The organism is Dactylosporangium aurantiacum (assembly GCF_000716715.1).
Classification (GTDB): domain Bacteria; phylum Actinomycetota; class Actinomycetes; order Mycobacteriales; family Micromonosporaceae; genus Dactylosporangium; species Dactylosporangium aurantiacum.
The window spans coordinates 130,156-147,273 of sequence record NZ_JNYJ01000002.1; the positions used below are offsets into that span (position 1 = coordinate 130,156).

The following is a 17,118-nucleotide window of genomic DNA, read 5'->3' on the forward strand; positions in this document are numbered from 1 at the left end:
GTCAGGGGCGGTGGGCGCCGGTGAGGGTGGCGGCGCGGTCCGGGGGCATGGGTTCCTCGACGACGCGGTGCGCGCCGGTGGAGGCGTGCAGGATCCGGGGCGGGGTGGTGCCGTCGGGTGGGGTGACCACGACGGCGACGTGGTGGACGCGGCGGCCGGGGCGGGCGAAGCAGTACAGGTCGCCGGGGCGTTCCGTGCCCGGGGCCACGGCAGGTGCCGCGGCGGCCTGGTCGTGGGCGTCGCGGGGGAGGCGGACGCCGAGGCGGCGCCATGTGAGGTGGACCAGGCCGGAGCAGTCGATGCCGAGGGTGGACAGGCCGCCCCACACGTAGACGGCGCCCAGGAGGCGGCGGGCCATGGCGAGGGCCTCGGCGCCGGTCGGCGGGGCCGACGGGGCCGGGGCGAGGTCGGCGGTGCGGGCCCAGAGCGGCTCCGGCCGGCCGGGGACGTGCACCGGCAGCCACCCACCCCGCGCGCCGCCCGACGCCCTGCCCGGCGTCCCGCCTGACGTCCCGCCCGACGCGCCGTGCAATGCCCCGCCCGGCGCGCCGTCCGATGCTCCGCCCGGCGCCGGGCCGAGTGCCGGGCCGGCCGGGGTCAGCAGTGTGCCGAGGCCCACGCCGGGCAGCACGGGACGGCCGGTCGGGGCGTCCACCAGCGTGGTCGACAGCGCGTCGACCACCAGGGGGCCGGGGCCGGCGGGGACGGGTGCGGCCAGGTGCGAGGCGCGCATCCAGCCCGGGTAGCCCCGCGGGTCCAGCGTGGGCGCGGCCTGGGCGGGGGCCACCACCCTGGCCCAGCCGTCGGGGCGGACCTCGTCGACGACGACCGGGTCGCCGAGCAGCAGCTGGGTGACCACGGCGCTGGAGGTCTGCTCGTCGGGGGTCATGGCGGCGATCCAGGCGGCCACGTCCGGGTCGTCGCGGACGGCCGCCGCGTCGCTGGGCCGCACGGCGGACGGTGCCGACCAGACGGTGGCCACCGGCACGCGCACCGCGGCCGGGGTCATGACGTCACCTCCGCTGCGCTCCGTGCTGGTCATGCGACGTCCAGCGTGACGCCGAGGCCGGGGGCGTCGGGCAGGTGGACCTCGGCGCCGGCGTACCGGATGCCGCCGCGCACCGGGGAGGACGCGAGCCACCAGGCGGCGTCCAGGTCGGACACGGCGCTGGTGCCGAAGGCGGCGGCGAGGCTGGCGGCGGCGCCGACCCCGATCTCGGTCTCCATCATCGAACCGACCAGGGTGCCCATGTCGTGCGCGGCGGCGAGGTCCAGCAGGGTCCGGGCCGGGCCGAGCCCGCCGCACTTGGCCAGCTTCACGTTGACCAGGTCGGCGGCCCGGCGGCGGATCACCTCGACGAGGTCGCGGGCGCCGAACACGGCCTCGTCGGCGAGGATCGGCACGCCGACGCGGTCGCTGACCCAGGCGAGGCCGTCGAGGTCGTGACGGGGCACGGGCTGCTCGACGAGCTCGACGTCGAGGCCGGCGTCCTCGATGCCGCGGATGACGCGGACCGCCTGCCGCGGGGTCCAGCCCTGGTTGGCGTCGAGGCGCAGTACCACGTCGGGGCCGACCCGGGCGCGGATCTCGCGGACCCGGGCCAGGTCGGTGCCGGCGTCGCCGACCTTGACCTTCAGCACCCGGAAGCCTTCCCGGACCCGGTCGTGCGCGGCGGCGGCGAGGGCGTCGGGGCTGCCGGCGGGGAGGGTGACGTCGGTGGGCACGGTGGTGGCGACGCCGCCGAGGAACCGCACGAGGGGGACGCCGGCGCGGCGGGCGGCGAGGTCGTGCAGGGCGACGTCGACGGCGGCCTTCGCGCCCTCGTTGCGCTGCACGGCCCGCTGCACGAGGCGGCCGCCGCCGGCCACGTCGTCGGCGTCGCGGCCGGTGAGCAGCGGGCCGAGCAGCTGCTCGACGCAGGCCTCGGCGCCGGCGACGCTGCCGCCGGTGACCTGCCACACCTGGGGTGCCTCGCCGTAGCCGCGGCGGCCGTCGGCGTCCTCGATCTCCACGATGAGCGACTCGGCGGTGGTGGCGCGGCGCAGCGCGGTGACGAACGGCGTGTGGAACGGCGCCGACACCCGGTGCGTGCGAACGGCCCGGATCACGGCGACCCCCGATGCGTGTGGACGGTGCGGGCCACAGCGGGCCCGTGCGGGCGGACGGCGCGGATCACAGCGGGCCCGTCAGTGCGAACGGCCCGGATCACAGCGACCCCCGCATGGCGTAGGCGAGCCGGGACACGTGGGCGATCAGCCGGCAGGCGCCGTCGTCGTCGGGGCAGCCGGTGGTGCACACGGCCAGGACGTACGGCGGCGCGTCGCCGGGCAGCACGACGCCGGCGCTGTGCCGCACGCCGGTGATCCAGCCGTTCTTGTGCGCCACGGGCGTCCCGGCCGGGACGCCGGCGGCGAGGTCGACCCGGTGCTCCTGGGCGGCCAGGACGTCGAGCATCTCGGCGCACGCGCCGGGGGTGGCGACGGTCGCGGTGGCGACGCCGCCGAGGAGCCGGGCGAGGTCGGCGGCGGTGACGGTGTTGCGGATGCCGGCGGCGTCGGCGGCCAGGTCGCCGATGCCGCGGCCGGTGACGCTGCCGGTCGCGCCGGCCGCCCGCCACGCCTCGGCGACCGCGGGCAGGCCGAGCACGCCGAGGAGCAGGTTCGTGGCGAGGTTGCTCGACCCGACGATCATCCGGCGGGCCAGCCAGCGGGCCGGGGCGCTGCCGCCGAGGCGGTCCCAGACGGCGTGCTCGTTGTCGTAGCCGCGCTCGGCGGTGTACCGGCCGCCGGCCGCCGAGGCGAAGTCGTTCACCACCGGCACCGGCGCGTCCAGGTCGGCGGTGCCGGCGTCCGCGGCCCGGTACAGGGCGACGAGCACGGCCAGCTTCATCATGCTGGCCGCGGCGTGCGGCGCGTCCGGCAGCCGGGTGCGGGTGGGCGGGGCACCCGGCCGGCCCAGGACCACGGAGATCCGGCCGGGTGCCACGGCCGCCACGGATGGCGGCTCGAAGAACAGCGGGGTCACGGGCGGACGTAGGCGTTCGTGACGGCGACGCTGCCCCAGATGGAGTCGATGAAGATGCCACCGACCTTCGAGCCGTGGATGGTGAACATGACGTCGACGTACAGCGGCACGACCGGCGCGTACTCCAGCATGATCTTCTCGTCGAGGCGGCCCCACTCGGCGAGCTGGTCGGCGACGGGCATGGCGAGGATCCGGTCGAACTCGGCGTTGAGCGCGGGCGCGTTCAGGTACGACGCGCCGTTGTTGCTGCCACCGTCCTTGATGGCCCGCCCGTCGTACAGGACCGGCAGGATCGAGGCGCCGCTGGGCCAGTCCGCGCCCCAGGAGCCGATGTACAGGTCCCAGGGGTTGTTCTTCTTCTTGGTCTCGTCCAGGAACGTGTCGGCGGCGATCGGCTTCAGCGTGATGCGGAACCCGGCCTTCTCCAGGTTGCTCTTGAGGGTGGTGCTGAGCTCCTGGTTGCGCGCGTCGTCGGGGAAGCCGAGGACCAGCTCCGGGGTGGCGCCGCCGAGCAGCTCGCGGGCCTTGCCGGGGTTGCCGGTGCGGCCGGCCGGGTACGCGTCGTAGTTCTTCCAGCCGAGGGTGGCCGGCGGCATGAGGGTGGTGACGCCGCGGGCGACGGTGTCCCCGCCGAGGGTCTTGACCACGCCGTCGCGGTCGATGGCGTAGTTGAGGGCCTGGCGGACCTTCAGGTCGGTGACCCGGTTGTTGTTGATGGTGAGGGTGTACTCGCTGGGCGTCGGCTCCTGCAGCGTGCGCGACTTCAGCGCCGGGTCACCGACCACCTTGGACACCAGGGAGGAGTCGACGCCGTTGAACGACACGGCGGACGCGTCGGCGCCGCTGTCGGCGATGATCCGGTTGGTCTGGGTGACGGGGTTGGCGCCGAACTCGTAGACGAACGTGTCCGGGTACTGGTGGCGCATCGGGTCGGTGGCCGGGTCCCAGTGCGGGTTGCGCTCGAACGTGAGCCGGGTGCCGGCCTCGTTCTTCGCCAGCCGGTACGGGCCGGAGGAGACCGGCGCCTTGTCGTAGTCGGTGCCGGTGTCCTTCGCCGGCGGCACGGGCGCGGTCGCCGGCAGCGACACCGCGAACGGCAGGTCGCAGTGCGCCTTGGCGAACGTGAAGCGCAGCGTGCGCGGGTCGGGCGTGCTCAGCCCCGGCGGCAGCGCGGTCTTGTCGGCGGTGAAGTTGAACTTCGTGTCGAACTGGGGCGTGTCGGCGAGCCACTCCTGCAGGTAGGTGGGGCCGCCGGTGAGCGCGAGGTCGAACGAGCGGGCGATGCCGTAGGCGATCTCCTTGGACGTGACCGCGCTGCCGTCCTCGAACTTCACCCCCTCCTTGATCTTGAACTCCCAGGTCTTGCAGTCCTTCGTCACGTCGGTGCCGGGCGTCTCGGCCAGGTCGCCGACGAGGACCACCTTGCCCTTGCCGTCGTCCTTGTACGTGGTGAGCCGCCGCGCGTACAGCTGCGACGCGGTGAGCCCGACGAACGAGTACACGCGCTGCGGGTCGAGGTGGGAGACCTTGCTCTGGCGCAGCACGGTGACGGTGCCGCCCTTCGCCGCGCCGGGGACCTCGGCGGCGGGGCCGCGGGAGTCCTTCGGGTCGGTCGCGATCGAGCCGCTGGCCTGCCGGCCGGCGTCGGGTGCGGCGTCGTCGTCGGTGCGCTTGTTGTTGCTGCACGCGCCGAGGCCGGCGACGAGCGTCAGCAGCACCAGCGCGGTCACGGGCCGGTATCTCATGTGGTCCTCCGGGGGTGGTGGGTCGTCATCGCAACCGGACACGCGGGTCGATGAGGGTGTAGAGCACGTCGACGACGAGGTTGGCCGCGACGATGAACGCGGCCGCGAGCAGGACGGTGCCCATGATCGTGGGCAGGTCGCCGTCCTTGACCGCGTCGATCGCGGTCCGGCCGAGGCCGCGCAGCCCGAACGTGGTCTCGGTGATGACGGTGCCGCCGAGGGCGGCGCCGACGTCGATGCCGGCGGTCGTGACCAGCGGCGTCAGCGCGGCGCGCAGCGCGTGCCGGCGCACGACGGTGCGGTACGGCAGCCCCTTCGCCTGCGCGGTGCGCACGAAGTCCTCCGACAGCGTCTCGAGCATCTGCGCCCGGGACAGCCGGGCGTAGACGGCGCTGAACAGCACGGCGAGGGCGCACCACGGCAGGATCAGCGCCGTCGCCCAGTCCCACGGGTTGTCCAGGATCGAGGTGTACCGCGGGTACGGCAGCACCTTCAGCGTGTAGACGAAGACGAGCAGCAGCACCCCGCCGACGAAGTACAGCTGCAGCGACGCCCCGGTCAGCGAGGCGCCGATCGCGAGGCGGTCGAAGACGGTGCCGAGCCGCAGCGCGGACAGCATGCCCAGGCCGATGCCGACGGCGAGCCACAGGATCGAGGCGGGCACCACGATGCTCAGCGTCACCGGCACGACCCGGGCGAAGGTGGCGGTGACCGGCTCGCCGTTGACGTAGGACCAGCCCAGGCAGGGCGCGTCGCAGTGCCCGCCCTGGGCCGCGCCGAGGTCCCGGCCGGCGAAGATGCCCCGCACGTAGTGCAGGTACTGCACGTGCTTGGGGTCGTTGAGGCCGAGCTCGTCGCGGACCCGCTCGAGGCGGGCCGCGTCGCAGTTCTTCGGGCACATCGCGGTCGCCGGGTCGCGGGGCAGGGCGAAGAACATCAGGAACGTCAGCACGCTCACCGCGAACAGGGTCAGCACGGCCAGCAGGATCCGGCGGATCAGGAAGGCGAGCACGGCGCGCTACCGGGCCGGCCGGGCCGAGCGGGGGTCCAGCGCGTCGCGGACCGCGTCGCCGAACAGGTTGAACGCGAGCACCAGCACGAAGATCGTGACGCCGGGGAAGCACACGTAGGCCGGGTCGGTCTGCAGGTAGTTCAGGCTGCGGAAGATCATGCGGCCGAAGTCCGGGGTCGGCTCCAGCATGCCGATGCCGAGGAAGCTCAGCGCCGCCTCGCTGGTGATGTACGCCGGGATCGACAGCGAGAACACGACGATGATCGGCGCCCACAGGTTCGGCAGCAGCTCCCGGAACAGGATCCGTGAGGTGCGGGCGCCGGTGGCGCGGGCCGCGTCGACGAACTCGCGCTCCCGCAGCGACAGCACCTGCCCGCGGACCAGCCGCGCGGTGGCGGTCCAGCCGAACAGCGCGAACAGCCCGATGAGCACGGCCACCCGGAACCAGCCCGGCACCGCCTCCCGCGGGCCGTAGAAGGCCAGCTCCAGGGGGCGGATCAGGGCGAGGGTGAAGATGAGGAAGGGCAGTGCCAGGGCCACGTCGGTGATCCAGTTGATGACGGCGTCCGCCCAGCCGCCCAGGTAGCCCGAGACGATGCCGGTGAGCACGCCGAGGACGGTGGTGGTCACCGCCGCGGCGAACGCGATGCCGAGCGAGGTGCGCATCCCGTAGACCATCTGGATGAACACGTCGCGGCCGAGGCCGGGCTCGATGCCGAACCAGTGCTGCGCCGAGACCCCGCCGGCCACCCCGTACGGCATGCCGTAGCGGTCCAGGTCGTCCTTGAACGTGTCCTGCGGGCCGGTGCCGTACGCCGCCTCGATCAGCGGCGCGGTCAGCGCGACGACGATGAGCAGCGCCGACACGACACCGCTGGCCAGGGCGGTGCGGTCCCGGCGCAGCCGCATGCGCACGGCCTGCCCGGGCGACCGGGCGGCGATCGGCCCGCCCGGCCCCCCGTCCTCGGCGGGCGGGCCGGTCCGGCCCTCCCGACTGACGTCCAATGGCACGACACTCATCGGCGCCGTCCTCCTTGATCGAAGGCAACGACTGTAGATAACCGCCGCAGGACGACGTTAGGGTGAAGGTAATCTACGAAACCCGCGCCGTCACCGGTCGGTGGTAACGACTCTGCAAAGCCTGCGAGCGTCCCCCGGTGCGACTGCTCCCTGCGCAAATGCCGACGAAGCCCCCTGAATCGGGCGCAGATCCTGTAGGTTACCCACAAGCCGAGGCAACTTTGCGCAAGGGATTGACGTCAAAGATTCCTATGCGTCACGCTGTGCCGAGCCACCCGCAGTCAGGAGGCTCGATGCGCCGATCACGCCGCTCCCTCGCCACGACCGCCCCCCTCAGCGCCGCGACGGCCCTCGCGCTCGCCGCCGCCACGATCACCGCGCTCGGCGCCGCCCCGGCCGCCGCCGCCGAGCCCGACGCCCGCCAGGCCGCCTACGCCGCCGCCGCGCAGACCTGGGGCGTGCCGCAGAGCGTCCTGCTCGGCGTGTCCTACCTGGAGTCCCGGTGGGACACCAACGGCGGCGCCCCCAGCACCGACGCGGGCTACGGCCCGATGCACCTCACCGACGCCGCCACCCTCGCCGCGGCCGCGGCACCCCGCGACACGGGCGGCGGCGACGCCGACGGCGAGGACGCGCGCGGCGACGACGCCCGCGCCCCGAGGACCGTCCGGCCCGCGACCGCGGCGCCCGCCGGGCCGGCGCTGCAGACGCTCCAGCGCGCCGCCGAGCTCACCGGTACCGCCGCCGACGTCCTGCGCACCGACCCGGCCGCCAACATCCACGGCGGCGCCGCGCTGCTCGCCGCCTACCAGCGTGCCGCGGGCGGCCCGGCCGGCGCCGGCAGCGACCCCGCCGCCTGGTACGGCGCGGTCGCCCGGTACAGCGGCGCCGACACCACCGGCGCCGCGGCCGCGTTCGCCGACGAGGTGTACGCGACGCTGCGCGACGGCGCGGCCCGCACCACCGACGACGGGCACCCGCTGACCCTGCCCGCGCAGCCCGGCCTGCGGCCGGTCACGAGCTGGCTGGACCGGCTCGGGCTGCGCCCCACCGCACCGCGCCCCGACGGCCTGGAGTGCCCCGCGGACCTGTCCTGCGAGTGGATCCCGGCACCCTACGAGCAGACCGGCCCCGGCGCCGGCGACTACGGCAACCACGACCTCAGCGAACGGCCGCAGCGCCAGCGCATCGAGTACATCGTCATCCACGACACCGAGGCGAGCTACGCCACCACCCTGGACCTGGTGCAGGACCCGACGTACGTCAGCTGGCACTACACGCTGCGCTCCGCCGACGGCCACGTCGCCCAGCACGTGCGGACCAAGGACGTCGCCTGGCACGCCGGCAACTGGTACGTCAACGCCAAGTCCGTCGGCCTGGAGCACGAGGGGTACGCCGCGCAGCAGGGCGCCTGGTACACCGAGGCGATGTACCGCGCCTCCGCGAAACTGGTGCGGTACCTGGCGCTGCGCCTGGCGATCCCGCTGGACCGGCAGCACGTCCTCGGCCACGACAACGTCCCCGGCACCGTGCCGTCCACGGTGAGGGGCATGCACTGGGACCCGGGCCCGTACTGGGACTGGGACCACTACTTCGACCTGCTGCACGCGCCGTTCGTCACCCTCGGCACCCCGCGGACCGGGCTCGTCACGATCGACCCCGGCTACGACGGCAACCGGCTGCCGTTCACCGGCTGCACCGGCACGCCGGACACCCCGTGCCCGCCGCACGGCGCCTCGACGGTGCTGCTGCGCACCGCGCCGTCCGCCGACGCGCCGCTGCTCACCGACCCCGGCCTGCACCCGGGCGGCGAACCGGCCACGATGCAGATCGCCGACCACGGCGCCCGCGCCGCCGCCGGGCAGACGTACGCCGTCGCCGGCCGGCAGGGCGACTGGACCGCGATCTGGTACCTCGGGCAGCGCGGCTGGTTCCACAACCCGCCCGGGCAGCCGGCGGCGAAGTGGTCGACCGGGCTCGTCGTCACCCCGAAACCCGGCCGCGCCAGCGTCCCCGTCTACGGGCGGGCCTACCCGGAGGCGGCCGCGTACCCGCCGGGCGTGCCGGTCCAGGCGGTCACCCCGCTGCAGTACACGTTCGCGGCCGGGCAGCGGTACACCCTCGGCGGCATCGTGCCCGGCGAGTACTACCGGGCCACCACCTTCGCCGGCACCGGCCCCGGCGACTGGACCGTCATCCGCGGCCAGACCCGCTACGCGCAGGTCCAGTTCGGCCACCGGGTCATGTTCGTCAACCTCGACGACGTGCAGATCCTGCCGTCGTTCCTGCCCACGCCACCGGAGGGGTCATGAGACGCGCCGCCACCACCGCCGCCCTCGTCCTGGCACTGGTGACACCGGCACCCGCCGCCGCGGCGGCGCACCCGGGGACGGTCACGCACGACGAGCAGATCGCCTTCCACGCGTGGCGGTCCTACCCGCAGTGGCGCAGCGGCACCGCCGACGGCACCCGGGCCGTGCCGGGGCGTTCGCCGTACCTGACGATCGGCCGGGCCGCCGGCACCACCGAGTACACCGACCCGCACACCGGCACGACCCGCACCTGGGAGTACGCGACCTGGACCTCGCCGGTGCACCACATCGGCTTCGGCGCCAGCGAGCTCGTCGCGTCGTGGAACGCCGACACCCCGGCCGGCACCTGGCTGCAGGTCGACCTGGAGGGCACGTACACCGACGGCCGGGCCACCCCGCGCTACGTGATGGGCCGCTGGGCCGCCGGCGACCAGGACATCCGGCGGGCCTCCGTGGACGGGCAGGGCGACGGCGTGTCGTCGATCTGGACCGACACGTTCGCCGTCGACGACGCCGCGGCCGGGGTGCTGCTGGCCTCCTACCGGCTGCGGGTCACCCTGTACCGCACGCCCGGCTCCACCGCGGCGCCCCGCGTCCGGCAGGTCGGCGCGATGGCGTCCAACGTGCCGGACCGGTTCACCGTGCCGGCCAGCGCCGGGCACATCGCCTGGGGCCGGGAGCTGGCCGTGCCGCGCTACTCGCAGAACATCCACGAGGGCGAGTACCCGCAGTACGACGGCGGCGGTGAGGCGTGGTGCTCGCCGACGTCGACGGAGATGGTCGTCGAGTACTGGGGCCACCGCCCGAGCGCCGAGGACCTCGCCTGGGTCGACCCGTCCTACGCCGACCCGCAGGTCGACCACGCCGCCCGCAGCACCTACGACGCCACGTACGAGGGCGCCGGCAACTGGCCGTTCAACACCGCGTACGCCGCGACCTACGGCCTCACCGGCATCGTGACCCGGCTGCACTCCCTCGACGAGGCCGAACGGTTCATCGCCGCCGGCATCCCGGTGATCACCTCGCAGTCGTTCCTCGCCAGCGAGCTGACCGGGGCGAACTACTCGACGTCCGGGCACCTGTTCGTCATCGTCGGCTTCACCGCCACCGGTGACGTGATCGTCAACGACCCGGCGTCCTCGTCGAACGACGCGGTCCGCAACGTGTACCGCCGTGCCGAGTTCGAGCAGGTGTGGCTGCGCACCAAGCGGCACCGCGCGAACGGCACCGTCGCCTCCGGCAGCGGCGGCATCGCCTACCTGATCGCCCCCGCCGGCACCCGCTGGCCGCGGGTGCCCGGCTCCGACAACTGGTGAAACCCCGGCGAACCCCGCCACCGGCCCGGCCGAACCCCGGGACACCGCCCACCGTCCACCGTCGCGGATGAAGGTGCACATGTCAGTCCGATCCACGCTCGCCGCCGCCGCGGCCGCGGCCACGCTGCTGGCCCTCGCGGCGCATCCCGCGCCGGCGGGCGCGACCACCACCGCCGTCGCCCCGGCCACCTGCGTCACCGACCCGGCCACCCCGAAGCACCAGCTGCGCGCCATGTGGATCGCCAGCGTCGTCAACATCGACTGGCCCAGCGCCCCCGGCAGGAGCGAGGCCGAGGTCAAGGCCGAGTACGACGGCTGGCTCGCCCTCGCCCGGCGGCTCAACTACAACGCCGTCATCGTGCAGGTCCGCCCGCACGCCGACGCGTTCTGGCCCTCGCCGCTGGAGCCGTGGTCGCAGTACCTCACCGGCGTCGCCGGCCAGGACCCCGGCTGGGACCCGCTGGACTACCTGGTGCGCCGGGCCCACGAGGAGAACCTCGAGTTCCACGCCTGGTTCAACCCGTACCGGGCGAGCATGCCCGCACCCGGCGGCGCCGGCACCGACGTGGCGAAGCTGCCCGCGAACAGCCCGCTGCGCACGCACCCCGAGTGGGCGGTGCCCTACCCGGTCGGCAACGCCGCCGGCCGGCTCTACCTCAACCCCGGCATCCCCGCCGCCCGCGCCTGGGTGCAGGACGCCGTGATGGACGCCGTCACCCGGTACGACATCGACGGCGTCCACTTCGACGACTACTTCTACCCGTACCCGGCGGCCGGCCAGGACTTCGGCGACGACGCCACGTTCGCCGAGTACGGCGCCGGCTTCGCCACCAAGGCCGACTGGCGGCGCAACAACATCGACCTGCTCATCCAGGAGCTGGACGGCCGCATCCACGCCGCCAAGCCGTGGGTCCGCTTCGGGGTCAGCCCGTTCGGCATCTGGCGCAACAAGGCCGCGGACCCGCTCGGCTCCGACACCAACGGCACCCAGTCCTACGACGCCAACTTCGCCGACACCCGCAAGTGGGTGAAGGAGGGCTGGATCGACTACATCGTGCCGCAGGTGTACTGGCACATCGGCTTCGCCGTCGCCGACTACGCCAAGCTCGTGCCGTGGTGGGCCGACGTCGTGGCCGGCACCGACGTCCAGCTCTACATCGGCCAGGCCGACTACAAGGTTGCCGCCGCCGGCCAGCCCGCCGACTGGTTCGACCCGCGCGAGCTGACCGACCACCTGACGTTCAACCGGCAGTACCCGCAGGTCCTCGGCGACGTGCACTTCAGCGCGGTGCAGGTCCGCGCGGACCGCCTCGGCGCGGAGACGGTCCTCACCGCCGAGCACCGCAGCCGGCCCGCGTTCCCGCCCGCCTGGGGCCCGGCGCGCCCGCTGCTGTTCCCGGTGCTCACCACGGCCCGGCGCACCGACACCGGCGTGCAGCTGGGGTGGCATCCGACGGCGTCCGGCACCGGCCCGTTCGGTGAGGTCACCTCGTACGGCGTGTACCGCTTCGACGGCACCACCGTGCCGGGCGCCTGCGACCTCGCCGACGCCGCGCACCTCATGGCGACGGTGCGCGGCACCACGTACACCGACCCGACCGCCGAACCGGGCCGCCGCTACACGTACGTGGTCACCGCCCTCGACCGCCGCTGGCACGAGAGCGCCGCCAGCCCGCCCCGCTGGGTCTGAGGCGGGACCCGCCGCGGCTGCCGCCACCGGCCCGGGTGGCGGCAGCCGCGGTCAGCCGGTCAGCCGGGGCGGCCGTACCCGTACAGGCTGTCGATGTCGATCGGGGCGACCTTCACCACCGTGCGGCTGTTCGGCGCGTGGATGATCTGGTTGTTGCCGATGTAGATGCCCACGTGCCCGAGGCCGTTGTAGAACACCAGGTCGCCCGGGGCGAGCTGGCTGCGGGAGATGTGGCGGACCTTCTGGTACTGCTGGGCGGCGTTGTGCGGCAGCGACACGCCGGCGGCCTTCCAGGCCATCATCGTCAGCCCCGAGCAGTCGAAGGTGTTCGGTCCGGCGGCGCCCCACACGTACTTCTTGCCCAGCTGTGCCCACGCGTAGCTGACGGCCTTGCCCGCCGATCCGGACACCGCCGGCGGCTTGCCGGGGTTCGCGGTCGTGGTGGTCGTCTTCGGCTTCGCCTTGGCCGCGGCGGCCGCCGCCTCGGCCTTGCGCTGCAGCTCGTCGAGGCGGGCGATGTCGCCCTCGATCTTCTTGCGGCGGGTCTCCAGCTCGATCTTCTGCTGGCTCTGCGTGGCGAGGGTGTCGTTGAGCCGGCGCTGCTCGGCGTCGAAGGCGTCCTTCGCCGTGCCGTACGCGGCCAGGTCCCGCTGCTGGCTGCGGGAGATCTGCCGCAGGGTGCCGACCCGGTCGGTGAACGCGTCGGTGGAGCGCGCGCCGAGCATCAGCGACCAGGTGCCGAGGTTGCCGCCGGTCTTGTAGGCGTTGACGGCGACGGTGGCGGCGTCGTCCCGGGCGGCCTGCATGCTGGCCTGCAGCGGCAGCAGGTCCGCCTGCAGCTTCGTGATCGCCGCCTGGGTGGCCTCCAGGTCGCCGTTGACCTTGTTGTACTGCTCGACGACCAGCTCGACCTCCTTGTTGCCCTGGTCGATGCGGGCCTGGAGCTCCTCCGGCGTCGGGTCCGCGTGCGCGGCGCAGGCCGGGGCGATCATCGCCGCCACCGCCAGCGCGACGACCGCCGTGCGCAGCGTCGTGCGTCCGTTCAACACGGCACAGTCCTTCTTCCGCGACCGCCTACCGGGTTAGCTGACGGATTCGGGCGAGAAGAAGGCGCGCCCTACCGCGCCGCGGCGCGGATTCACCCCATGGGAAACCCCGGTTGGTTCCCCGGCTCCCCGGCCCACGCCCGGCGTTCGGGCGCCCGGCCGGCGACTCGGCGGCACCTGCCCGGGCCACCCCGGCGGGGCGGCGACGTCCGGCAGGCCAGCCCCAACGTAACCGCCGCGGACACCGCCGAGCCTCGATCTAAGCCACACTTAACGAAGACGCAAGACGGATCTGGCCCCGGCGGCGGTGCCGGCTCAGCCGGGGGTGGCCCGGGTCAGCCGGCGCGGCGGCTCGGGCGTGCCGGCGAGGCGCTGCTGCTCCTCGGCGACGATCATCCGGGCGAGCTGCACCTCGGAGATGTCCACGGCGCCCGGGGAGGCCTGGGCGATGGTGCTGTGCCGCACGTACGCGTCGAAGAGCTGCGCCTTCGAGCCGAGGATCTCGATCATCCGCTCGTCGACGGAGTCGGCGATGAGCAGCCGGTGGACCTGGACGGTGCGGACCTGGCCCATGCGGTGCGCCCGGGCGATCGCCTGGGCCTCGATCGACGGCTTGACCTGGGGCTCGCACAGGATGACGACGGAGGCGGCCTGGATGTTGACGCCGACGCCGGCGGCCTCGATCTGGCAGACGAGGACGGCGGGTCGCGCCGCCGCGGTGAACGCGTCGACGATGCGCTGCCGGTCGGCGACCGGGGTGGCGCCGGTGATCGGGCCGCGGGCGTCGGCGCCGAGCGCGGCGCCGACCACGGCGAGGACGTCGCGGAAGTAGGAGAAGACGACGACCTTGCGGCCGTTGGCGAGGGCCTCGCGGGCCAGTTCGAGCAGGCGGGTCAGCTTCGCCGAGTCGTGCGGGCGGCGCACGGCGAAGGCGGCCCGGCGCATCGCCATGAAGTTGCCCTCGCGCACCGCGTCGCGGTACGCCCGGCCGTCCTCGGCGCTGAACTGCTCCCACTCGTCGACCTGCACCAGCTCGGGCAGCTCGGTGAGCACGTCGGGCTGGTTGCGGCGCAGGTACACCGGGGCCGCCGCACGGCGGAACGCCTCGACGCTGATCGCCGCGTGCTCCGGGCCCATGCCGGCGGCGACGTCCGGCCGCAGGTGCTCGATCAGGGCGCGGAACTCGTCGATGCGGTTCTCCATCGGGGTGCCGGTGAGGAACAGCACCCGCTCGGAGCCCGCGGCGGCCCGGTTCACCGCCTGGGACCGCTTCGCGTCGGGGTTCTTCACGTAGTGCGCCTCGTCGACGACCAGCATCGCGGGCCGCAGCGGCAGCTCGCCGAGGGCGCCGAGCGAGCCGAACGTGACCACCCCGGCGCCGCCCTGGGCCCGCCACCGGGCCGCCGCCCGGGACCGGCCGCTGCCGTGCAGGGCGACGACCGGGATCGTCGAGTGCCGGGCGATCTCGCGTGACCAGTTGATCAGTACGCTGGCCGGGCAGACGACCAGGAAGTGGGTGGCGCCGCGGGCGGCCAGGTGTGCCATCGCGGCGATCGCCTGGACCGTCTTGCCCAGCCCCATCTCGTCGCCGAGCACGACCCGCCGCTGCACCAGGGCGAACCGGGCACCGAAGGACTGGTACCCGCGCAGCCGCAGGCCGTCGCTGAGCCGGGACGTGTCCAGCTGCTGGGCGCCGACGCGTTCGACGATGTCGGCGGGCAGGAACCCCTCGCTGGCCGCGACGTCACCGCCGAGGCCGACGACCTGGCTGAGCAGGCCGTAGTAGTCCGCGGAGCGCCGCTCGTAGTCGCGCCAGGCCGGTTTCGCGCCGGGCGGGCGCACGGCGCGGACCGCCCGGGCGGCCGCCGGCAGGCCGGCGGACTCGGCGGTGTCGACCAGCGCGCGGACCCGCCGGGCCGCGTCGTCGGCGGTGGCCCGGTCCGCGGCCCGCATGAACCACCGGCGCAGCGACCCGGCCGGCGCGGCCACCGGCCGCTGCCGGGCCAGGTCACCGGCGAGCCGCGTCGCGTCCGGCTCGTGCGCCCCGGCCGCGTGCCACACCGCGCCCCAGGTGGCGAGGGCCCGCACGAGGCGGGTCATGTCCGGGTCCTTCGGGTCGAACTCGATGCGGAACTGCAGCGCGTCGCGCGCCGCCCGCTTGAGCTGCTCCGCGGCGTGGATGGTCCGCCGGGCGGTGCCGTCGCCGATGCCGGGCACCGCCGTGAGCCGTCGCGGGCCGGCCCGCAGCACGTCGGCGACCGAGCGGATGCCGTGCGCGGGCAGCTCGTCCAGCCGGGCCCGGCCGTCGACGGTGTCCTTCAACGTCTCGATCGACATGGTGCCGAGCGCGGCCCACACCTGGGGCTCGCTGGCCACCTCGTACGCGGCGACGACCTCGGCCCGGGCGGCGCCGACGATCCCGGCGACCGCCTCGGCGTCGGCCTGCACGTCGACCGCCCTGGCCAGCAGCGCGCGCGTCTCCCGGCGCCCCGCGGCCGTCATCCCGCCGCCCGGCGCCGGCGCACCGTGGGGCATCGCGCGGCCATGCCCTGACGGTACCGACCCGCCGCCCGCGCCGCTCGCCGCGCCCCGCCCGGTCGCGGCCGGTCGCGACACCGTCACGCCCGGCCGGGAACGCCGCCGGCTCGGCGAGCAACGTCGATGCCCGCGGTGCCCGCCGCGGCCCGGCCGGGAACCGTCACCAGCCGGTCGCGGTGGCGGCGACGGCGCGCAGGTACGCGGCGGCCGGCGCGGGCACGTACAGGTCGTCGAGGTCGCGCGGCGAGGCGCGCAGCAGGACGCCGCACAGCACTGCGGCGTCCAGGTACACGGCGGTGTCGGTGGGGTGCTTGCCGTCGGCGGTGATGAGGTACGCCGTGCCGCGCGCGGCGATCACCGTCTCGAACGCGTCACCGATCGGGGCGAACAGGTGCGGCGTGTCCCGGGCCGCCGCCAGCGCCGCCGACAGGTCCGCGGCGTGCGCGTCGATCGCGGCCGTCGCGGCGGCCCGGCTGGGGAACGGCGCCGGGTCGGCCAGGGCCCAGTTCTTGAACAGCACCACCCGCCCGCCGGGCTTCAGCGCCCGCCCGAACGTCGGCGCGTACCGGTGCAGCAGCGTGTCGGTGGCGGCCGCCGGGTCGGTGGCGAGCAGGGTGCTGTACTCCTGCAGCACGATCGCGTCGTACCGGCGCGCACCGCTGAGCGCCGCGGCGACGAGACCGTCGTCCCAGGTGCGGCGCAGCGTGTACCCGGAGCGGATGACCTCGGTGACGGTGACCGTCCGGCCGGCGGCGGCGGCCAGGCGCCGCACCAGCGCGGGCGTGTCCTCGCCGCTGGTCCGGTTGACCGTGCCGAGCAGGCTGTTGCCGACGAAGAGCACGTCCAGGTCCGTGGCGGGCGCGGCCGCGGCGACGGTGAGGCGCACGGTGCGCGGGGCGCCGAGCGGGTCGCCCGCGCCGGTGACGGCCTGCACGCTGAGGGTGTAGCGGCCGGGCCTGGCCAGCAGCGGGCAGCCGGTGGTGTCGCAGCGGAAGCCGGACGCCGCCGGCGCGGTGTGTGCGGTGCCGCCGCCGTCGGTGCCGCGCATGGTGTACGTGACCCCGCCCGGACGCACGCCCGGTGCGAACCCGGCGCGCAGGCTGCGGCCGGCCGGCGCGGCGGCGTCGAGCACGGTGCCGTCGGTCAGCGGCGACAGCCCCAGGACCGGCCGCCCGGTCGCGTCGTTGACCAGCGACACCCCGGTGACCACCCGGGCGGCGGCGGGCGCGCCCCGCGCGGCCACCGGCGGCGCCCCGCGCGGCACCACGGCGGCGCCGAGGAGCACGGCGACGCCGAGGACGGCGGTCCACGGCCGGCGACGGTTCGGCACTGGCGGCGACTCCTCGGGCACGGCGCCCGGCTGGCGCCCGCCCAGGGTCCGCACCGGCGCCCCGCGGTGTCAATCGCGGGCGCC

12 protein-coding genes and 1 riboswitch are annotated in these 17,118 nt (G+C 74.9%); of the genes, 3 read left to right on the forward strand and 9 right to left on the reverse strand.

The window, feature by feature from the left end:
- Position 1: 1 nt before the first annotated feature.
- From OP18_RS02935 to OP18_RS02960, 6 genes are all read right to left on the reverse strand, one after another.
- The gene (locus OP18_RS02935; protein ID WP_245635233.1) at positions 2-1,042 is read right to left on the reverse strand and encodes a C40 family peptidase; all 1,041 of its coding nucleotides are present in this window, start codon (positions 1,040-1,042) and stop codon (positions 2-4) included.
- Positions 1,039-2,109 carry a mandelate racemase/muconate lactonizing enzyme family protein gene (locus OP18_RS02940; RefSeq protein ID WP_033357116.1) on the reverse strand — a complete coding sequence of 357 codons (1,071 nt, stop codon included), beginning with the start codon at positions 2,107-2,109 and terminating at the stop codon, positions 1,039-1,041. The genes OP18_RS02935 and OP18_RS02940 overlap by 4 nt, the downstream gene beginning before the upstream one ends.
- Positions 2,110-2,206: 97 nt before the next feature.
- The gene (locus OP18_RS02945; RefSeq protein ID WP_052386184.1) at positions 2,207-3,016 is read right to left on the reverse strand and encodes a serine hydrolase; all 810 of its coding nucleotides are present in this window, start codon (positions 3,014-3,016) and stop codon (positions 2,207-2,209) included.
- A gap of 5 nt (positions 3,017-3,021) precedes the next feature.
- On the reverse strand, positions 3,022-4,770 hold the full coding sequence (locus OP18_RS02950) for an ABC transporter substrate-binding protein (RefSeq protein WP_033357117.1): 1,749 nt from the start codon (positions 4,768-4,770) through the stop codon (positions 3,022-3,024).
- A 25-nt stretch (positions 4,771-4,795) separates the two neighbouring features.
- Positions 4,796-5,782, reverse strand: a complete 987-nt coding sequence (locus OP18_RS02955) for an ABC transporter permease (protein ID WP_033357118.1) — start codon at positions 5,780-5,782, stop codon at positions 4,796-4,798.
- 6 nt (positions 5,783-5,788) lie between these two features.
- On the reverse strand, positions 5,789-6,802 hold the full coding sequence (locus OP18_RS02960; protein ID WP_033357119.1) for an ABC transporter permease: 1,014 nt from the start codon (positions 6,800-6,802) through the stop codon (positions 5,789-5,791).
- A 293-nt stretch (positions 6,803-7,095) separates the two neighbouring features.
- On the opposite strand from OP18_RS02960, the gene OP18_RS02965 reads away from it, so the two are divergent.
- The 3 genes from OP18_RS02965 to OP18_RS02975 all read left to right on the forward strand — a co-directional run bounded on the left by OP18_RS02965 (position 7,096) and on the right by OP18_RS02975 (position 12,120).
- Positions 7,096-9,114 carry an N-acetylmuramoyl-L-alanine amidase gene (locus OP18_RS02965; RefSeq protein ID WP_052386134.1) on the forward strand — a complete coding sequence of 673 codons (2,019 nt, stop codon included), beginning with the start codon at positions 7,096-7,098 and terminating at the stop codon, positions 9,112-9,114.
- Complete coding sequence (locus OP18_RS02970) at positions 9,111-10,430, forward strand: C39 family peptidase (RefSeq protein WP_033357120.1); 1,320 nt, start codon at positions 9,111-9,113, stop codon at positions 10,428-10,430. The genes OP18_RS02965 and OP18_RS02970 overlap by 4 nt, the downstream gene beginning before the upstream one ends.
- Positions 10,431-10,509: 79 nt before the next feature.
- On the forward strand, positions 10,510-12,120 hold the full coding sequence (locus OP18_RS02975; protein WP_033357246.1) for a glycoside hydrolase family 10-like protein: 1,611 nt from the start codon (positions 10,510-10,512) through the stop codon (positions 12,118-12,120).
- A 59-nt stretch (positions 12,121-12,179) separates the two neighbouring features.
- Here the strand turns inward: OP18_RS02975 and OP18_RS02980 are convergent, their stop codons facing one another.
- The 3 genes from OP18_RS02980 to OP18_RS02990 form a co-directional block, all read right to left on the reverse strand.
- Entirely contained in the window at positions 12,180-13,169 is a 990-nt protein-coding gene (locus OP18_RS02980) for a C40 family peptidase (protein ID WP_156089257.1), read from the reverse strand.
- A gap of 7 nt (positions 13,170-13,176) precedes the next feature.
- Positions 13,177-13,322, reverse strand: a riboswitch (cyclic di-AMP (ydaO/yuaA leader).
- Positions 13,323-13,481: 159 nt separating this feature from the next.
- Positions 13,482-15,701, reverse strand: a complete 2,220-nt coding sequence (locus tag OP18_RS02985) for a DEAD/DEAH box helicase (RefSeq protein ID WP_211273428.1) — start codon at positions 15,699-15,701, stop codon at positions 13,482-13,484.
- A gap of 163 nt (positions 15,702-15,864) precedes the next feature.
- The gene (locus tag OP18_RS02990; RefSeq protein ID WP_156089258.1) at positions 15,865-17,034 is read right to left on the reverse strand and encodes a hypothetical protein; all 1,170 of its coding nucleotides are present in this window, start codon (positions 17,032-17,034) and stop codon (positions 15,865-15,867) included.
- Positions 17,035-17,118 lie beyond the last annotated feature (84 nt).